This window comes from Winogradskyella tangerina (genome assembly GCF_003260205.1).
Classification (GTDB): Bacteria; Bacteroidota; Bacteroidia; order Flavobacteriales; family Flavobacteriaceae; genus Winogradskyella; species Winogradskyella tangerina.
The window spans coordinates 38,976-57,312 of sequence record NZ_QERF01000004.1 but is presented as its reverse complement, the minus strand read 5'-3'; the positions used below and the strand labels follow the sequence as shown (position 1 = coordinate 57,312).

The window sequence follows — 18,337 nt, the reverse complement described above, 5'->3', positions numbered from 1 at the left end:
TTTCATTAAACGGCGAAGATAACACTTCCTTTTTAAAGCAACGAAAAACTAAAATTTTCGTTAAATAACTACTATTTTAGTTTTATAACTATAAATTTAGTTATATTTGAATTCCGGATAATAAATTTAATATCAAAATGCAGAAGTTAACAAATAAAGAAGAAGAAATAATGCATATTCTATGGAAGCTAGAAAAAGCTTTCGTAAAGGATGTATTGGCAGAAATCAAAACTGAAAAGCCACATTACAATACTTTATCGACCATCATTCGGAATTTAGAAGAAAAGGGTTATGTGAGTTACAATGCATTTGGGAAGACCCATCAGTACTATCCTATCGTTTCAAAGGAAGATTACAAAAAACGTTTTATGACGACTGCCATTGAGAATTATTTTAATAACTCCTATAAAAATGTGGTCTCCTTTTTTGCTAAGGAAGAAAAAATCAGCATCGACGAACTCAAAGAGATTATTTCACTAATTGAAAATAAAAAATAACTATGGAATACTTATTAAAAGCATCAGCCGTCATAGCTATATTTTATATACTATATAAACTGTTTTTACAGCGTGAAACTTTTTTTCAAACAAATCGTGGGTATTTACTAATCGGATTGTTAGTTGCAGTTTTAACACCACTCATCGTAATACCTATATATATTGAGTACACACCAACTATTATCGAAACGTCGAACATTTATACTATTACTCAAGATCCGCAAGCACAGTCTAATGCAATGGCAATAGACTGGTTGCAATTAGCAGGTATAATCTATGCGATTGGTTTGATTTTTTTCTTAGGAAAATTATGCATTGAACTTGCTTCTTTGAAGGTATTGTTTAACAGACACCAATTCTTCAAAAGTGGTTCTTACACCTTTATTGAAACCGAGAATGAGATACCACCTTTTTCATTTTTTAATTGGATCGTTTATAACCCTAACAACTATTCGAGTGAAGAGTTAGAACATATTCTAAATCATGAAAAAGCCCATGCTAGCGAATTGCATTCTATAGATATTATTCTAACGCAATTAGCCTGTGTTTTAATGTGGTTTAATCCTTTAATTTGGCTTTATAAGCGCGAAGTAAAACAGAATCTTGAATTTATAGCCGATAAAAAAGCACAAGAATTTTCAAATTGCGAAAAAAGCTATCAATTGATTTTATTGAAGTCGAGTGTACCTCAACACAAATTTTTAATCACCAACAATTTTTATAATTCACAAATCAAAAAAAGAATAATTATGTTACACAAATCGAAATCTAAAAAAGTTAATATTTGGAAGTACAGTTTAGTATTACCCATTCTGGCACTTTTCCTAATGAGCTTTAACACGAAGGAAATCTTCATAGAAAAAGAACAACCAAAGGAATTTGCCGATACACCGCAAAAAGAAGCTACTGATCAGTTAAACGATTTGTACAATTCCTTGGATTCTGATGAAACTATTGATCTTAAAGTTGAAAATAAATCAACAGAACCTGAAAATATCGCTAAAGCTTCAAGTACATCAATTACGAATACGAAGCCGGTAACTCAACCCGTTTCAAAAGCAGATGGTGATATCTCAATCACAATAATTGATAAAAACACTACTGATGCTGAGCTCGATAAGATCAAAGCAGATCTTAAAAAGGAAGGTCTTACAGTTAAATTCAAAGGTGTAAAACGTAACAAAAGTGGCGAAATCACAGCGATCAAAATTGATGCAAAATCAAAAAATTCAAATGCCAATTACAACGTTAATTCAGAAAATGCTATAAGTCCATTAAAAATCGTTTACGATATGGAAAATGAAAGTATTTCTATAGGTGGTGGGCATGCAAAGCATGGAAATAATACTTATGTTTATGAAACTACAGATGAAGGTACTTTCACCATTAAGAAGGCAGGTTCAGGTAATAACGTGGTGGTAATGACAGAAGTTCATGAGGACCACGATGAAGATGTTGAACACGAGCATGAATCTAAAATCGTAATCAGAAAAAATGGTAAAAAGGGAAAGGTAAAAACCGTCAGACGAGCTAAAAACGTTGAAGTGATCTCGGGTGATGACAACAACGTAGTTGAGATTATTGTAGAAGAGGAAAATGATAACGATAAAGAGATCGTAATTGTAAATGGTAAGCGCATTGATGTTGATGCTTCAGAAGACGTTATCATCGAAGGAGAAAAAGCTAATGTTTGGATCTCTGACGACAATGATCAAAACGAACTAATAACTATTAGCAACGGGAAGAATAAAAACAACGTTTACATTTCTGGACTTAATGGGAAAGATCCTTTATTTATCGTTGATGGTAAAGAGGTAAAAAAAGATTATTTCCAGAGCTTAGACCCTAAACTAATTGATTCTATGACGGTGCTTAAAGACGAAAGCGCAAGAGAAAAATATGGTGACAAAGGTAAAAACGGTGTTATAATCATTAAACTAAAAAAGAAAAAAGACTAGTCTATAATTTCATCAATCAATTAAACGGAAAAAGCCAAACTTCATAAATGAGTTTGGCTTTTTTATACTTTAATCTTAACCTTAGTTTACAATCAATTTTTTAACTATTGATTTATCGCCATTTAAGAGCTTAAGAATATATAATCCCGAACTTAGGTTTAGATCAATATAGTTTTCAAACTCAGTAAACCTATTTAGTAATTTTCCCTCCAGGGAGTACACCTCCATAGATTCAGTTTTATCCCCTTCAAGATAAATTCTACCATCAGTAGGATTAGGATAAATAGTAATTTCTGACTGCTCAAAATCGTCTATACTTAAAGACTGGCTCCACACCTCACCCACATTATTTCCCCATATATACTCTACCAAAAGAGGCTGATCTATGAATGGGTTTCTATTTAGTTGCCATGTGTAAACGATATTATTTCTATTCATTTCAAAATCGTCGGGAGGATCATTCCTGTGCCAATCTAATAGTGTAGCCAAATCGCCTAGTTGCCCTGTAGAATTAGGAAATCCGTTAACAACCTCCAATCCGTTATACCTAATTTCCATGTAAAGAACGCTACGCGCAACATCACCTCTAAAACTACCCAAGGTACCGCTTGGCCCAGTATACTGTCCATAGTGTTGATTACCTCTTGCACTATTTTCGGCAGCATCGGCTGCTCTTAGGGCATGAGCGTCGGAATTTCCATGACGAAGAGAATCTGCTTCGGTAGTCCAAAAAACGTCTATTCCATCGGCGATATCATCGCTATCAATATCATTAAACCCACCACGCGAGCGCGGATAAGTGTGCTCTCTATTCCATTTTCCAACATTACTACTGCCTGTTTGAAGATCTAACTTAGCTCTACCCTGCTCTGTATAGACTAACCATACCTGGTTGCTGTTTCCAGGATTTTGATCGGCTTCGAGTATAATATCAATGACATCAGCATAGGTTTGAGCTCTTACCGTATTTGGGTCGGCAATAATGTCTTGCAAAGCTTGTCTTAAAGCCAAATCAGAAAGACCATCCAAAGAATCGTAATAACCGTTTGGCTGCGTACTTTGCACATTTCCAACTGTGGGGTTTACTGGTGTTCCCCAAGGAGCTACTGTAAAATCATTGTCTACTACTCTAACCTCAACATTATTGTTTGAAGGAACTATTGGTTCAATCAAATCTAAAAATCGAATTACCATGACCTCGTCGCCTTCATCCTCTGCATCGTCTGTTAAAGTTATAGTTGTACTTGTCGAATTCTGTCCATTAGGAATAGTTAGAGAAACAGAACCGGAATAATCCATCGAATTGAAACCAAAATTATCCAAACTTACTGTAAAATTGATATCTGAAGACGCATTCACTTCAGAAGTAAATGTAATATCGAATGAACCTCCTTCATCAAATTGTGTAGCTCCAACCGAAATAGAAATAGGATTTATGGCTATCCCTGAGCCATCATTCTCGCGGCGTGGTGTTGGAGTTGCCGTTGAATAAGATTCGTTATCCATAGCATCTACAAAGCGTTGAATGGACCTCGGATTAGAATTGGTTCCATTATCGTTATACTGAGTCGTTTCACCTAATAAACCTAAAAGAACAGTGTCTTCAGTATCATTGGTTCCGTATACCATGGCGTCGATGAGATTTGTTTGTGTGGCTAAAGTACCACCAGGAAAATCACTGGCGTTGGCTTGATATATGCCAACAGCATCTGCGCCATTCTGTATAGAATTTTCTGATATAATCAACTGCGGAAAAGGAACAACCTCTGCGCCACCAATAACTAATAAACCATTGTTATCAGTTTCTAAACCCATTAAGTCAATGGTTAAATAACTAGAATCTTCCCCATTGGTTGAACCATTAAAAAAAACCAGAATATATCCATTAGTTGAAAAATTCGGTGTTTGAGATTTTATCTCAATAAATTCAGCAGTATCTGTACTAGGTGAATCAGGATCGAATTCATTGATGACCAAAACTTGTGACCAACCACAATAGGACATCAAAAAAAGAAGGATGGGAAAAATTCTTTTCATGGTTACATTTTCCACAAATATAATTGTAAAAAACTCATGAAAGATTAAGACAAAATTAATTACAAAAAAATAGTGGGAAATTCTATGATAAATATCAGGTGGTCAGCTTTCAAAAAAGACGAAATGGCCAAAATTGGGCATTTTAAAGATGAAATCCCTCTACGTTTTGAAAATATCATCCAAAAAGCCCCTACAAAACTATACTTTTGAAATCATAATAGCAATTATATATTATATTTTGTAATTTGATTGAAGGCAAGTCACATTTTATTATAACCTTTTTAATTTTTTTACTTACATTTTTAAATGCAATTTCGTCGATTTTTATTAAAACGTTTGGAAGATTATTTGTCCTCGATATATATTGAAAACTCAATCAAGAAATTAAAACATTTTATTAACCTCTAAACCAAAAAAATTATGATGACTTTAGCAAAATTGATTATTGATGTTATTTTTTCAATATTCTAAAATTTAAACCAACCAAACCAACAATCAAAAAAAGTAAAACTTAATTCTAGAGTAAGTTTTACTATTTTTGTTTCTACCCAATATCAATCAAAAAATTTGACTTTATGTTTAGCATACAATAAAACATGAAGACCAACTTCTTTAAGATTATTGCAAAAATCAACAAAACTGTCCTTCCGAGTTATACTAAAAGGCAATTAGATCTGAGTAAAGCCTCCAAAATTCAGCTTGCCATTATTGGCTGGCGTGCATATGTAACAAAACGTGCAATTGACTAGTAATCAGGGCTAAAAATGCAATAATAAGCACCCTAAAAAATATAATAATTCTTCAAAGTCTGAATTTATAATTTATCATTTTGGCATATTACTTGTTAAAATCATAAAATAATATAACTTTAACTTGCTATTAATTATGACTATTATGAAGAATTTATCCTCAACTCTTTTCTTATTAATTTGTTTCATTTCGCTCAGCGCACAAGACCAAAGAATCATCGAGTACCCTTTTGCCGAACCAGGTACAAAAGTAACTAGAGGTGTATTTGGAGATGATGATCGTGTGGAGGTCAAAGATGCAGAAGGCTTTCAAGACTTTGCTCGTGCCACCGCCGTAATGGTTTCTAGAAACAACATATTCAATGAAGAATTCTACTCCTGGTCCTTGCGAGAAAAAATTCAAAATAAATACGGCAGGGACATCAAAATTTCAGATGATGTTAGATTTTTAGATCAACCAGCAATAGGATCCTGTACGGGGTTTTTGATAGCACCAGATATTTTGGTTACAGCTGGTCATTGCATCAATTCGATGGAAGAAGCAGAAGGTATAGTTTGGGTTTTTGATTATACGAGTGACCTGAAGTTCATTAATAATAGAAAACTAAACTTTAGCGAAGACAATATTTATGAGGTAGAAAGTATTATTACTTCAAAACTCGACGACGAAACAGAAGACGACTATGCGGTATTAAAATTAAAACGGAAATCAGACCGAACACCATATCGCTTCAGAACGAGCGGTTCTGTGTTAAACGGTGGCGCAATAAATACAATAGGATCTCCTAAGGGATTACCGCTAAAGTTCTCCACCAATGCAGTTGTTGTAGATATTTCACCTAGTAATTGGTTTAAGAGTGACATAGACTCTTTCCCAGGAAATTCTGGTGGACCAGTTTTTGATGAGAACGGTTTTTTAGAAGGAATTTTAGTAAGAGGTGCCGTAACCTACGATGACGATTGGAGTTTAACTGGAGATTATTATTACGATTCAGACTGTGAATGTATAAAAACAGTACAGTGGAATTCAGTAAGATATACTGCGGGTTGCCAAGCTCATAAAATAACGTCAGTACCGGGTTTTGCATTAATCATGGCTGTTTATGAAAATTTGCATTATGCAGTGATCAATAATCTTTCGGACCGATTCGACACATGGAATGCCTATAATTGGATCTATAATCACGATCATGCGAAATCGAACGGCAGACTCGAAACCTTGGCGATTTCGGTTAACAATCTTTATGCACTTGAAGGAATTTTAGAAACCACAGCTAAAACACTTTCTGATGACTACGCTAGAGAATTAATTGATCTGTCAATCAGTAATAAAAACCTTGATGCATTAAAGCTATTGTTAGAAAATGAGATACTTGCTGATGCCGGTTTAAACTATCAACACACAGCTTTGCAGGAGGCGGTTAAAAATGGTCAGAACGATGTTGTGTTGACACTCATTGATTATGGAGCCGATTCAAAAGTAAAAACATCGAGAAATGACAATCTTTTGCACTTAGCTGCGAAGAATGGTGATTTTGAAATGGTTAGAATATTAATTGAGCAAGGTGTTAGCGCCAAGGCCAAAAATAAAGACAAAAGACGACCTGAGAAAGTTGCTAAACGCGCAGGACATAAGTCTTTAGCGAAGTATTTGAAAAAAGCACGCAAAGGAAGATTATAATCAAATTAATCTGATAAAAATTTATAGCTATTAATCATTGTCATCAAAATGTACCCTAAAATAGATGCACATAAAAGCTTTTACAGATGCCTGATGGTGATATGTATTTGCATCCTTCCTTCTGGTATTTTTAGTCAGAATAATAATTACTTAGAATTATTAGATCGTAATATCACACAGAACGATTCTTGCCTTACCAATAGAAGTGATTATTCCAATTTTAAGCTTGCGAAAGTTGATTCATTAGTTCAGCTAGATAGTTTAAAAATTCAGATTGAGGCCAATTATAAGAACCGCACATTTGAATCACTAGAAAGCTTTAATCGATTTGAATTTCGTTTCTGGTTACTGGCCAATAACGGTTTTAAAAATCAGGGTGATTTTAAACTTTGGATCACTTATATTGTCAACGGCACTACTGTTGAGCAAAATTATAGAATATGCCTATTCTATGTAGATCCTGATGCTATTGATAGAGGTAAAGGCAAAGAACCCGATTTTGTAAAACTTCCTGTTTTTTTCGGAACCGATCGGAATTACACAAATTCAAAAGATTTAAATGAGGCCTTCGGAAACAAACGCTCTTCTATAAAATATGGTATTGTTGAAGTGAGCATTCCTCACGACCATAGAATTGGTGAAATTGAAAGTCCTTCAATATGGAAATTTGAATTTTCTGAAGACCCTTCTAAGCATGTAATGCTTCAAAAAATTTCACTCTTGGAGAAGAAATACTTTTTTGATCGCTTGGCTAATGACATTCAAAAATCTGAAAAGAAAAGTACCTTTTTATTTGTTCACGGTTACAATACTTCCTTCAGTGAGGCGGCCAAACGCACCGCTCAAATATCTTACGACCTAAAGTTTGATGGGAAAGCGGTATTCTACAGCTGGCCTTCACAAGCTTCAACATTCAGATATGGTAAAGACGAAGAGAATATTGAATGGTCACGTAAAAATATCAAACGATTTTTACAAGATTATCTTTCAAAATGTAAAGCAGAGCAAATTTATCTCGTTGCCCATAGTATGGGCAATAGAGGTTTAACCAGAGCTCTTATTGAGGTATTGGAAGATCAACCAGAGCTTCGTTCAAAAATTAAAGAGATCATTTTAGCTGCACCAGATATTGATGCAGATGTTTTTAAAAATGAAATTGCGCCTCAAATGGTCTCCAAAACAAAAAAACCAATAACATTATATGTCTCTTCCGATGATTTGGCCCTAAAGGCCTCTAAAATGCTTCATGGAAATGACAGAGCCGGAGATGCTGGAGATAAAATGGTAATTGTAAAAGGCGTAGAAACTATTGATGCCACAGGTATCGACACAAGTTTTCTAAGTCATTCCTATTTTGCAGACACCAATTCCATTATTGCCGACATCTTTGATATTATACAATCTGGGCAACGCGCCCTCGATAGAAAACGATTGTATATGGCAAAACTAAAAGACAACATTTACTGGAAAATAAAACAGTAAGTTCATTTTAAATTTTTAATTATGAAAACAAACTACTTTAAATCAATTTACACACTCTTGATAGCACTTCTTTGCTCAATGACTGTATTTGGACAAGACCGCTATAGAGTTACCTACGACTACCAAACCGAGGAAGTTAAATACTTAAAGTTAGATAAAAACGGAAACGTTTCAGATACGCTAAACGATTCTCGAATAAAACGAAATAGCTTGGTAGAACTAAAACTTCAGAATGTAAATCCTTTTGCAGTTCAAGTACAAACAGATGTTGTAGAAGAAGATCTAGTTTCAGCCGGACAAGGATTTAACTTTAGTTCTTTACTAGGCGGAATTAAATCTTTTACGGATGATGATATAAATCTGAATACATCAAATTTACCCGATACAAAGATCTTTAGTTCTGAAAGTGGCTCGAGAGGAAGTGCATCCGCGACAACTAATTTTGAAGATTTAAATAATACTATGACCAATGTTTCAGCACTAAAAACAACATTGTTATCAAATCTTCTCAATCCTAATTTAGACAAAGAGACTATAATGAAAAATTTAGTTGAGACGGCCGACGCTGAACAAGATGTGCGTTTGCCAAGTGCTAAATACAACTTTTACGTCTATTTGGCAAGAGTAGAAAAATCTATAAAGGATAGTCGATCTCAATTAGAAAATAACATCAATGCCATGTCTAACGAATTAGAAACATCTATGGAAGATGAAGAAGTATCTCGTGGCGAATTGGTGTCGAGAAACATTGCTTTAGCAGATCTGCAACGTCTTATGGCTAACCTCTCACAATCTACAAACAGAAGTCTTGAAAGTTTGCAGGAGTTACGTGCACTCTACACAACCTTAGAAGCTTCTAATTTCGAGCAGACTTATGACTATGAATTATCAGCAGATAAAGTAGATATTGAATTGAAATTCATGCAAAGTGATTTTTCTAATGATAGAGATGTGGATGATACTAATACAACCCTAAAAACGAGGCATATTAAGTTAAGATCTAAAGGTGGTTTTAAGATCAATACCAGCGTAGCCATGACCTTAAATAATTTTGGCTCAAACTCTAACAAATACTTTTTAGATAGTGGTGTGATTGGTGCAGACAAAAATGATTTCTTCGTGCCAAACCTAAGTACCATGATCAATTTCTATCCATTTATGGGTGAAAACTTTAATATCGGTGGAAGTTTTGGGCTCTCCATACCAATTTCTACCAATGATAGTATTGACGGTGTGAATTTCCTTTTTGGACCTTCAATTTTCTTTGGCAGTAAAAGCCGACTATCACTGTCGGGCGGTTTAGCCTATGGACCTGTAAAACAACTTACAAATGGTTTATCCGTTGGCGATACTACAGGTTTTGATAACGTCGATGATTTTACAAGAAACGTCTATGATTTCGGCTATTATTTCGGTATCTCATTTAGTCTGTTCGACTTAAACTAATTGCTAAAATATTTTATTATGAAGAAATTTATACTTCTTACACTTATGATGGCCTTCAGCCTCAATGCTATGGCCGAAAAATATGCGCTTATTGTGGCTGTTGGTGAATATCCAGCACGTACAGGTTGGTCCTCTATAAGTTCTGTAAATGATGTACCGCTAATAAAGAATACGTTGTTAGATCAAAAATTTAAAGAAGAGAACATCATAGTCTTAAAAAACGCTGAAGCCACACGAGTCGGTATTTTAGCAGCTATCAATGATCTACAATCTAAAATTAAACCTGGAGATATTGTAGTCATCCATTATTCTGGTCATGGACAACAGATCTTCGATGATAATGGTGAAGAAATTGATGATAAAGACGAGTCCATTGTACCCTATGATGCCCTAGTTAGATATACATCAAACTACAAAGGTGAAAATCATATTAGAGATGATGAACTTGGAAATATTATTGCCAATTTCAGGAATGCTTTGGGTAAAACCGGACAATTACTGATACTATTAGATAGTTGTCATTCTGGTTCTGCTACACGTGGCGGGAAAGCTCGCGGTGGGGAGGCTACATTTGCACCTCCAGGATGGACACCAAATAAAGAAAAAAACAAGGCAGGTAGCGGACTCTTAGAACCTACAAAGGCCGGACCAGAAGCAGCACCTTTTGTGATGCTATCTGGTGCCTCAGCAGATGAACTTAACTATGAATATGAAGGTTATGGTTCGCTAAGTTTTGCATTTTCTAAAGCCATGTCAGACTTAGGTTCTGACGTTACTTACAGGAAGTTGTTCTCATCAATTTCGGCAAACATGAATGTAATTTCACCAAATCAGACACCTACTGCAGAAGGTGATTTAGATTATAAATTATTTGGTGGCGAATACGTTAAACAACAACCTTATTTCCCTGTGTCAAAAGTATCTAGAGCTGATATCATAAAGATCAATGCTGGCAAATTACAACACCTTTTTGCAGAAACAACGGTTAAGATCTTGCCATCTGGAACAACAAAGGTTAATGATGAAGACGTCATCACCACTGGTAAAATTACAAAAGCCTATTTCAATGAAGCCATAATAAAACTAGAGGCACCATTAAACTCAACAAACGAGAAAGAATTTTGGGTTTTTGTTGATGAACCTTCATACGGAGATATTCAACTTAATCTTTATTTGGATAAATCAGTGTCTTCAAAATCTATAAATCGCGAACTTGAAAAATTCTTAAGTGAAAAGAAAATAGGTAGTATTGTACAAGATGCTTTAGATGCCGATCTCATCATTGAGGAGTCGAATAGTACACTTTCAATCCTGACGGTTAGCGGGCAAGATATCCAAAATAAAAGTGATGAAACCATCTACAAGCAAACGAAGATTGATGGTGATTACAACTTCAAGGACATTGTAAACAAACTTTTTAATTATGCTCAGGGTATTTATTTGAAGGATCTCAGTCTAAAAAACTTTGATTACGAATTCGAATTTAGATTAATCCCTGCTAGATATGATGCTGAGATTGACGATATCGAGTTTTTAGAGGATGATGCATTTATTGATAGCGATGGTATTTTCAAAGTAAATACAGAAGATGATGTTGTGTTTTTAGAAGTTACAAATAAAAGTCAGCAACCTCTTTATTTTAGCATAATTGAAATAAATTCAAAGGGCGAAATAGCACCTTTTATGCCGAATGACGATTGCACATTAACAGATAACGAACGTCGCATTCCTCCTGGTAAAACAATGCGATTTGATAATTGTTTTTTCCAATTTGGAGATCCTTATGAAACACTTATTTTGAAAGGATTCGCAACGTCTAAACCTATTAATTTCAGGCCGACCGTTCAAACTAGAGGTCCGGTTTCTACGCGCAGTGCAGGAGGCAATAATCCATTAGAAGATTTTATTGGTGAAACTTATACTCAAACTCGTGGAAGCAGAGGGAATAAGGGAAATAAACGAACTGGTAAAATTGACGGATTTAGTACAGAATTTGTCTATGAGATTGTGAGAAGTAAAGACTAGAATAATAAAGCATCATTTAATGATTTCAAAGCGACTAGGATACTGTATTACTTATCTCTTACTGACTTTTTGCGCCACTTCATATGCGCAAAATGACATAAACCTTATTGAACTTCATAAAGAAAATCTTAAGGACCTTTACATGAAAAGAGGAGCTCCCGAAGAATGGGTTACGTCAGGTGAGGTAAGTGAAGATTATCTCAGTTGGTGTATTGATCACTATGAAAAAAAAACAGCTCTATTGGTTTATAGTTATGAAAATGATTCCTTAAAAATCAACTTATTCGATCAAAGTGAAAATCGTCAGTATACTTCAACTCTGGTTGACAAAGAATCACTAATTGAACACATCAATAATAGCAACTTGTATTTCTCAAATTCGAATGGAAATAGCTCTCCCAAATTAAGAGGCGCAGTGGCTAAATCTGTTCCAAATAAGAAGTTAAGGCGCAGTTATAAATTTGTCAATCAATTGCTGTTTCCTGAGAAGTTTGAGCTGCTTACTTACGAACATATCATTATTGTTCCGACCTTGAATATTTCAATTTTACCCTTTTATGCTTTCAAAATTAATGATAGCTACTTAGTTGATCTAATGAGCTATTCCATAGCGCCTAGTTTATTTGAATTGATGGTTTCGAATAAGGTAAATCAGTCTGACTATTTTTCTAAAAAAATGAAATACAAATGGGAAAATGCGCTTTTCACGAGTAATCCAAAATACCCAAATGATAGCATTTGGGAATTTCCAGATTTACCTGGAGCAGAAATAGAAGTAAAAGGCATTACTAGCAATTTAGAAGTTGATAGTTACACATTACTTAGTGGAGAGAACGCTACAAAGAAAAATGTGATTGACGCCATTTGTGATTATGACCTTTTATATTTTGCAACGCATGGGATTTCAAATTCAGAAAACCCAATGGAAAATAGTTTTTTAGTATTGGCCGAATCTGATGATAGTTCACCATACCTCACCTTGAGTGAAATCATGAATTTACGTCACGACTGCATGCTTAACGCAGATCTTGTAGTATTAAGTGCTTGTCAAACAGGGCTTGGAAAATCTCATGAAGGTGGAATAATTGGGCTTGCGCGTTCCTTCCAAATTGCTGGTGCTAATCATGTTTTAATGAGTTTATGGAATATAAGTGATTCTGAAACAGCGACTTTAATGAATTTCTTTTTTAACGAACTTAAAATTGCCAAATCCTTAATGCCTCATGAAGCGCTAAGAACGGCCATTCTAAAATATAAAAATGAAATCAATGATGATCCTAAACATTGGGCAGCATTCTCAATTTTTGGTGTTCCATATTAGATAAATTCTGAAAATTCACACTTTCACTATGAAATTTCTTGCTTCATTTATTATTCTTATCACTTTGCAATCCTTTTCACAATCTAAGGACCAACCTCAGCAATATTTTGACACCAAAATCGAAGAGATCAATAAACTTGCTAAAGAAGGAAAGGTAATGCAGGCCATTATTGAAGGTGAAGATCTTAAAGCTTTCGCTTACGAGAATTTTAAAGATTCTAACCACAATCTTAAAACCATTTTATTTAAACTCAACTTTTATTACAGGTATACCAAGGACACACAAAATGAACTAAAAACTAATATCGAACTAAATAAAGTAAGGCAAGATGATTTAGAATTTGAACGTAAATCCTTTGAAGAATCCTTAGTCAATCTTATAGCATTCTATAACGATACTGATAACCCCAGAGAAATTATTCAAACGTTTACCAAAATCAACCAATCACTTTTCGCACATGCAGAAGAAGCCTTGAGCGAACGCTATAATGATGAAAAAGAGCGTTTTATCAACGAAAACATTCTTCCCTATTTTAATTTGTTTCACTCTTTTGCGTACAAATACAATTACAAGTACGGTGTATTCAATACGCTGCTTGTAAATAATACGCTGTTAACTAAAGGTGCTTTGTTAAATACCTCAAAAGACATCCTCGGAAAACTAAGATCTATAAACAATGCCAATATTAATCAGAAAATAAACGCCTACATTAACGAAAAAGAATTCATTGCCCTTCAGCTCAGCCTCCCGGAATCGCAACGTGTTGAAGACTTTGAACTTCGTAGAGATCGCTTAGGCGGTCTTGAGTCTGAATTAGTAACCATTTATCAGTTTCATTTTAAAGATGAGCGCAAAAGACCTATCAATTGGAGAAGAACAGCGCTGTTGGAGGATGAGATCTCTATAGAATTCACCCATTTTAGACGGTACGATGGCGAATGGACAGATAACACTATTTATGTAGCGCAACTTTTCAAGAAAAACTGGAGATACCCGAAGATAATACCACTTTTTGAAGAGAAAGAAATTAAAACCATCTTAAGTCAAAATTCCTCAGCAAATCTATATAAAGCAAGAGGTTCAAAAGGCCGTTTAGTGAATGCCTCTAGTTATGCAAAAGAAATTTACAATTTAATTCTTTCGCCATTGGAAGAAGAATTAAAAGGTGTTTCTAAAATCTACTTTTCTCCTGACGGTATTTTACATCAAGTTGCCTTTGCTGCATTAACCAATGAAAAAAACGAACGACTCATCGAGTTATACGACCTTGAGCAAGTGAGTAATTCTAAGGTTATAACTTTGAAACGCAACAATCCTGAATCTGAAGATGCGCTTTTTGTCGGCGGGATTAATTATGATTTTGATGTTGAAGGCAAAACAAAACTTTTCAGTAATCAACCATCGTTATCTGAAGTTTTAATGTCTCAAGATAATTTGAATGACCAACAATTGATTAAATCTTGGGAATATCTTGAAGGCTCAGCCACTGAGATTAACAATATCAATGACTTATTTAGTTCTAATTTTAAGACATCTGATCAACTTGTTGGTGATGACGCAACAGAAACTGTTTTCAAATCGCTGAATGGTAAAAGTCCTAACGTTTTGCATATAGCAACTCATGGTTTCTTTTTTGATAACAATAAGGACAATGGTGCAAATACTGTAGAATTTAAGAAAGCCAAGAATCCATTATTACGTTCGGGATTACTATTGGCACATGCCAATTACGCGTGGCAATTTGGAAGCAATCCATACGAAAGAAATGACGGAATTCTGACAGCCCTAGAAATTTCGAACCTAGATCTTTCTAACACAAAATTAGTGGTATTAAGTGCATGTGAAACCGGGTTAGGAGATATCAAAGGTAATGAAGGCGTTTATGGACTACAGCGCGCTTTTAAAATGGCTGGTGTTCAAATGATCATAATGAGTCTTTGGGAGGTGCCAGATATCGAAACTGCAGAATTTATGACCAGTTTCTATGAGTTGTGGTTAAATAATAATACAGTTCGCGAAGCCTTTATAGAAACTCAAAGAAAAATGCTTAAATCTTATCCGAACAACCCAGAAAAATGGGCTGCCTTTGTATTAATTGAGTAGCCACCGAAAGAAAAATTGTAATTTGGTAACATTGAAAATGTCCCTAATGAAACACATTTTTACATATTTATTAATCTTTACCATAGGTTTTTGTTGGTCTCAGGATGAGACTAGAGGCTCAAAACCCAATGCGGTAAGCTCCACTGTAACAGGAACTAAAAGAGCGGTAATCGTTGGCGTTTCGGACTACAATTCGGATGACTTGAAATTAAATTATGCCGACAATGATGCGGCTCTTTTTAAGAATTACTTAAAAGATATTGAAGGCTTAAAAGATGAAAATATTAGTCTGCTCATAAATAAAGATGCCGTTGCACTTAATGTTACCCTCGAATTAAAAAAACAATTCAATGCCAGTGCAGAAGGCGATATCCTCTATATCTATTTTGCCGGTCATGGCGATGTAGTTGATGACTTTGGAGAGCAAGAAGGGTTTTTGTTGGCTGCAGATGCCAGCGCAAAGCAAGAGTATTATTCGGGTGGGACTATTCCTTTGGATAGAATAAATACCATCATTAAAAATCTTTCAAAAAAAGGTGTTAGAGTCATTTTGATCTTAGATGCTTGTCGCTCTGGTTTTACGTCTGAAAAAAGTGCACAAACCAATATGGGTACTATTCAGGCCATGTTTCAGAATTCAACAAAAATATTGAGCTGCGGTGAAAATGAATTATCGCATGAAGGTAGCGACGTAAAGCATGGTTACTTCACCTATTATCTCATAAAAGGTCTTGCTAATAACGCCGATATCAATAATGATGCATCAATAACATACAGAGAGCTTGGTGATTATTTATACGATAATGTTAACAAAGTTGTGACTGAAAAATTCAATCGGTCGCAAATTCCTGTTGTTCGAACTAAGAATGACAGAGCCATTTTGAAAAAGGTCAGTTCAAATTCTGCTGTCATTAACTTCGAAGACATTGCATCAACTATCGACGAGACCATCGCTTTGGCATCAAGGAGTATTAAAACAACAGCCTTAGAAGACAAAACTTACGGTAGTCTAATTTCAAAATTTAAATCGGCCCTTGATCGTAAATCTTATTACGGCAAATCTTCAAGCGCTTATGAGATTTATAAGGCAACACTAGAAGACACATCAATACCTGAAGGTCTAAAAACTAAAATGCAAAGTTCCTTATTAACCGTTTTATCTAATGAAGCTCAGGGACTTATAAACTTATATATTGAAGGCTCATCTGTACTTCCACCAAGTCGTGAATTTATTAAACAATCGAAGCATCTTGAAATTTGTTTAGAACTTATGGGTGAGGATAATTTTCTTTCAGACCGTATCCAAGCCAGTCAATTATTACTAGAGAGTTATGCGATTATTAGAAGTAATAACTATTCAAAATTTGAACGTGCAAAACGACAACTAAATAAAGCTCTAAAGCTAGAGCCACGTGCTGCTTATATTCATAATGCCTTAGGGTTAATCTTCAATAATCAAAAGATTTATGACAGCGCCTTTTATCATTTCAATAAGGCCAAGTCTTTGATCAAATCATGGGAAAGCCCAGATATTAATATTAGTAATAGTTTTATCGATCAATACCGCTTTGAGGAGGCCGAGAATCACCTCAACAATTCTTTAGGAAATGAGGGTTTAAATGCGAATTTAAAACTGGGTGAGATTAGTGTTATGAAGGGTAAATATCAGCTTGCAGAGACTTACTTTAAAAAAGCTATTGCTGAGAATCCGAATAACATAGTAGCGCTTCAAAAAATGAGCGACCTTCAAGCATTGAAGGGTAATTCAAAAGCTGCACAAGAATGGTATTCCAAGGCATTTCAAACAGATTCTACCAAATTAAAATCATCAGGTTTATTGAAATATATTCAAACCAATAATATTCCTGATGAAGCGGCCGAAAAACTATTGCTCACTGCCATTGAATCTAATCCAGAATCGGCAATTGTATATTTTGAATATGCAGAATTTATTAGTCAGAAATACAAGCGATTATCGCGATTAAGAGTAGCCGACTCCCTGTATTCCAAGGCCATAAAATTAAATCCTTATCATGTTACAGCCTATGCTGGTCTGGGTTGGCTTAAGTCGCAGTTGAGAAAGCCTTTATTAGCCATTGAAGCCTTCGAAAGTGGCATTTCAAAAAATAGTAATAATCCTGAAGCTTATTATAATTATGGTAATTTTCTCAATTTCAAATTAGGAAAAACAGCGGAAGCCGAACGTCAATATTTAAAAGCACTCGAATACAGTGAAACTTATGGTAAAGCCTATAGCGCTTTAGTGAATTTGTATAATTCAGAAGGTAAATCAGAACGTTCTATTTCCTTCTTAACCAGTGCAATAGAAAAGTTGCCTAATACACCAGACCTCTGGTATTTACTGGGTCAGACCCACTTTAACACGAAGAATTATTCTGAAGCCATAAGTGCTTATGAAAAGGCAAATTCAATAGATGCTTCCTTTGTTAAAGGCAATAAAAACTTAGGATACAGCCAAGTAGAAACCAATCAGTTGGAAGGTGCAGAATCTAGTTTATTAAGCGCCTCTGAATTTTCAGTGGATAATAAAGTGACAACTGAAATTGTTGAATATCTTCTCAATACTGCAAAGGATAAACTAAAATTTGGAACAAAAAGCGATACCGAAAAACTTTATAAACTCGCCTTTGATATCGATAAAACTGCAAAAACGGGAATCGTTTATGCTCAATTTCTGTACTTAAATGCAAATCCTGAAGAGGCAGCTAAGATTGCATTGCCAATGATTAGCAAGGAGAATAGTAAAACGCAAAACGCCGATTTGCTTAAAATCCTCACTAAAGCTAGCATTGATCTTGGCAACATCGAAAACACCGATTATTATTACAACTTACTTACCCAAATAGAACGTACCACGGATTATCTTTTAGCATCAGTTTATTTCAATTTTAAAGGGAATAATAGTCAAAGTGATGCCATGCGACGAAAGGTAGATCAAACGCTATTTAGATCGAATAAACTGAAGGAGATGTATAGTGCAAATACGATTGAGAAGTTTATTCTGAACTAGGTCGTT

General features: G+C 34.8%; 11 protein-coding genes. 10 read left to right on the top strand and 1 reads right to left on the bottom strand.

The features are described from left to right. Positions 1-137: 137 nt before the first annotated feature. Together DDY94_RS07420 and DDY94_RS07415 are read left to right on the top strand one after the other, a co-directional pair. Entirely contained in the window at positions 138-497 is a 360-nt protein-coding gene (locus tag DDY94_RS07420; protein WP_111683435.1) for a BlaI/MecI/CopY family transcriptional regulator, read from the top strand. A 2-nt stretch (positions 498-499) separates the two neighbouring features. Further along, positions 500-2,455 (top strand): M56 family metallopeptidase, encoded by a 1,956-nt coding sequence (locus DDY94_RS07415; protein ID WP_111683433.1) that lies wholly within the window; start codon positions 500-502, stop codon positions 2,453-2,455. An 81-nt stretch (positions 2,456-2,536) separates the two neighbouring features. Here DDY94_RS07415 and DDY94_RS07410 read toward each other — a convergent pair whose 3' ends face one another. Beyond that, the gene (locus DDY94_RS07410; protein ID WP_111683431.1) at positions 2,537-4,492 is read right to left on the bottom strand and encodes an endonuclease; all 1,956 of its coding nucleotides are present in this window, start codon (positions 4,490-4,492) and stop codon (positions 2,537-2,539) included. A gap of 596 nt (positions 4,493-5,088) precedes the next feature. Here DDY94_RS07410 and DDY94_RS07405 point away from each other — a divergent pair. From DDY94_RS07405 to DDY94_RS07370, 8 genes are all read left to right on the top strand, one after another. Next, the gene (locus tag DDY94_RS07405; RefSeq protein ID WP_111683429.1) at positions 5,089-5,241 is read left to right on the top strand and encodes an SsrA-binding protein; all 153 of its coding nucleotides are present in this window, start codon (positions 5,089-5,091) and stop codon (positions 5,239-5,241) included. A 145-nt stretch (positions 5,242-5,386) separates the two neighbouring features. Further along, the gene (locus DDY94_RS07400) at positions 5,387-6,922 is read left to right on the top strand and encodes a trypsin-like peptidase domain-containing protein (RefSeq protein ID WP_198658926.1); all 1,536 of its coding nucleotides are present in this window, start codon (positions 5,387-5,389) and stop codon (positions 6,920-6,922) included. A gap of 48 nt (positions 6,923-6,970) precedes the next feature. Then, complete coding sequence (locus DDY94_RS07395) at positions 6,971-8,404, top strand: alpha/beta hydrolase (RefSeq protein WP_111683425.1); 1,434 nt, start codon at positions 6,971-6,973, stop codon at positions 8,402-8,404. Positions 8,405-8,425: 21 nt separating this feature from the next. Further along, positions 8,426-9,850 (top strand): hypothetical protein, encoded by a 1,425-nt coding sequence (locus DDY94_RS07390; protein WP_157957275.1) that lies wholly within the window; start codon positions 8,426-8,428, stop codon positions 9,848-9,850. An 18-nt stretch (positions 9,851-9,868) separates the two neighbouring features. Then, on the top strand, positions 9,869-11,875 hold the full coding sequence (locus DDY94_RS07385; RefSeq protein ID WP_111683422.1) for a caspase family protein: 2,007 nt from the start codon (positions 9,869-9,871) through the stop codon (positions 11,873-11,875). A 19-nt stretch (positions 11,876-11,894) separates the two neighbouring features. Then, the gene (locus DDY94_RS07380; protein WP_111683421.1) at positions 11,895-13,196 is read left to right on the top strand and encodes a CHAT domain-containing protein; all 1,302 of its coding nucleotides are present in this window, start codon (positions 11,895-11,897) and stop codon (positions 13,194-13,196) included. Positions 13,197-13,224: 28 nt separating this feature from the next. Beyond that, positions 13,225-15,300, top strand: coding sequence for a CHAT domain-containing protein (locus tag DDY94_RS07375; protein WP_111683420.1), 2,076 nt, complete (start codon positions 13,225-13,227; stop codon positions 15,298-15,300). A 46-nt stretch (positions 15,301-15,346) separates the two neighbouring features. Continuing rightward, positions 15,347-18,331: a tetratricopeptide repeat protein gene (locus tag DDY94_RS07370; RefSeq protein WP_198658925.1), complete on the top strand. Its 2,985-nt coding sequence runs from the start codon at positions 15,347-15,349 to the stop codon at positions 18,329-18,331. Positions 18,332-18,337 lie beyond the last annotated feature (6 nt).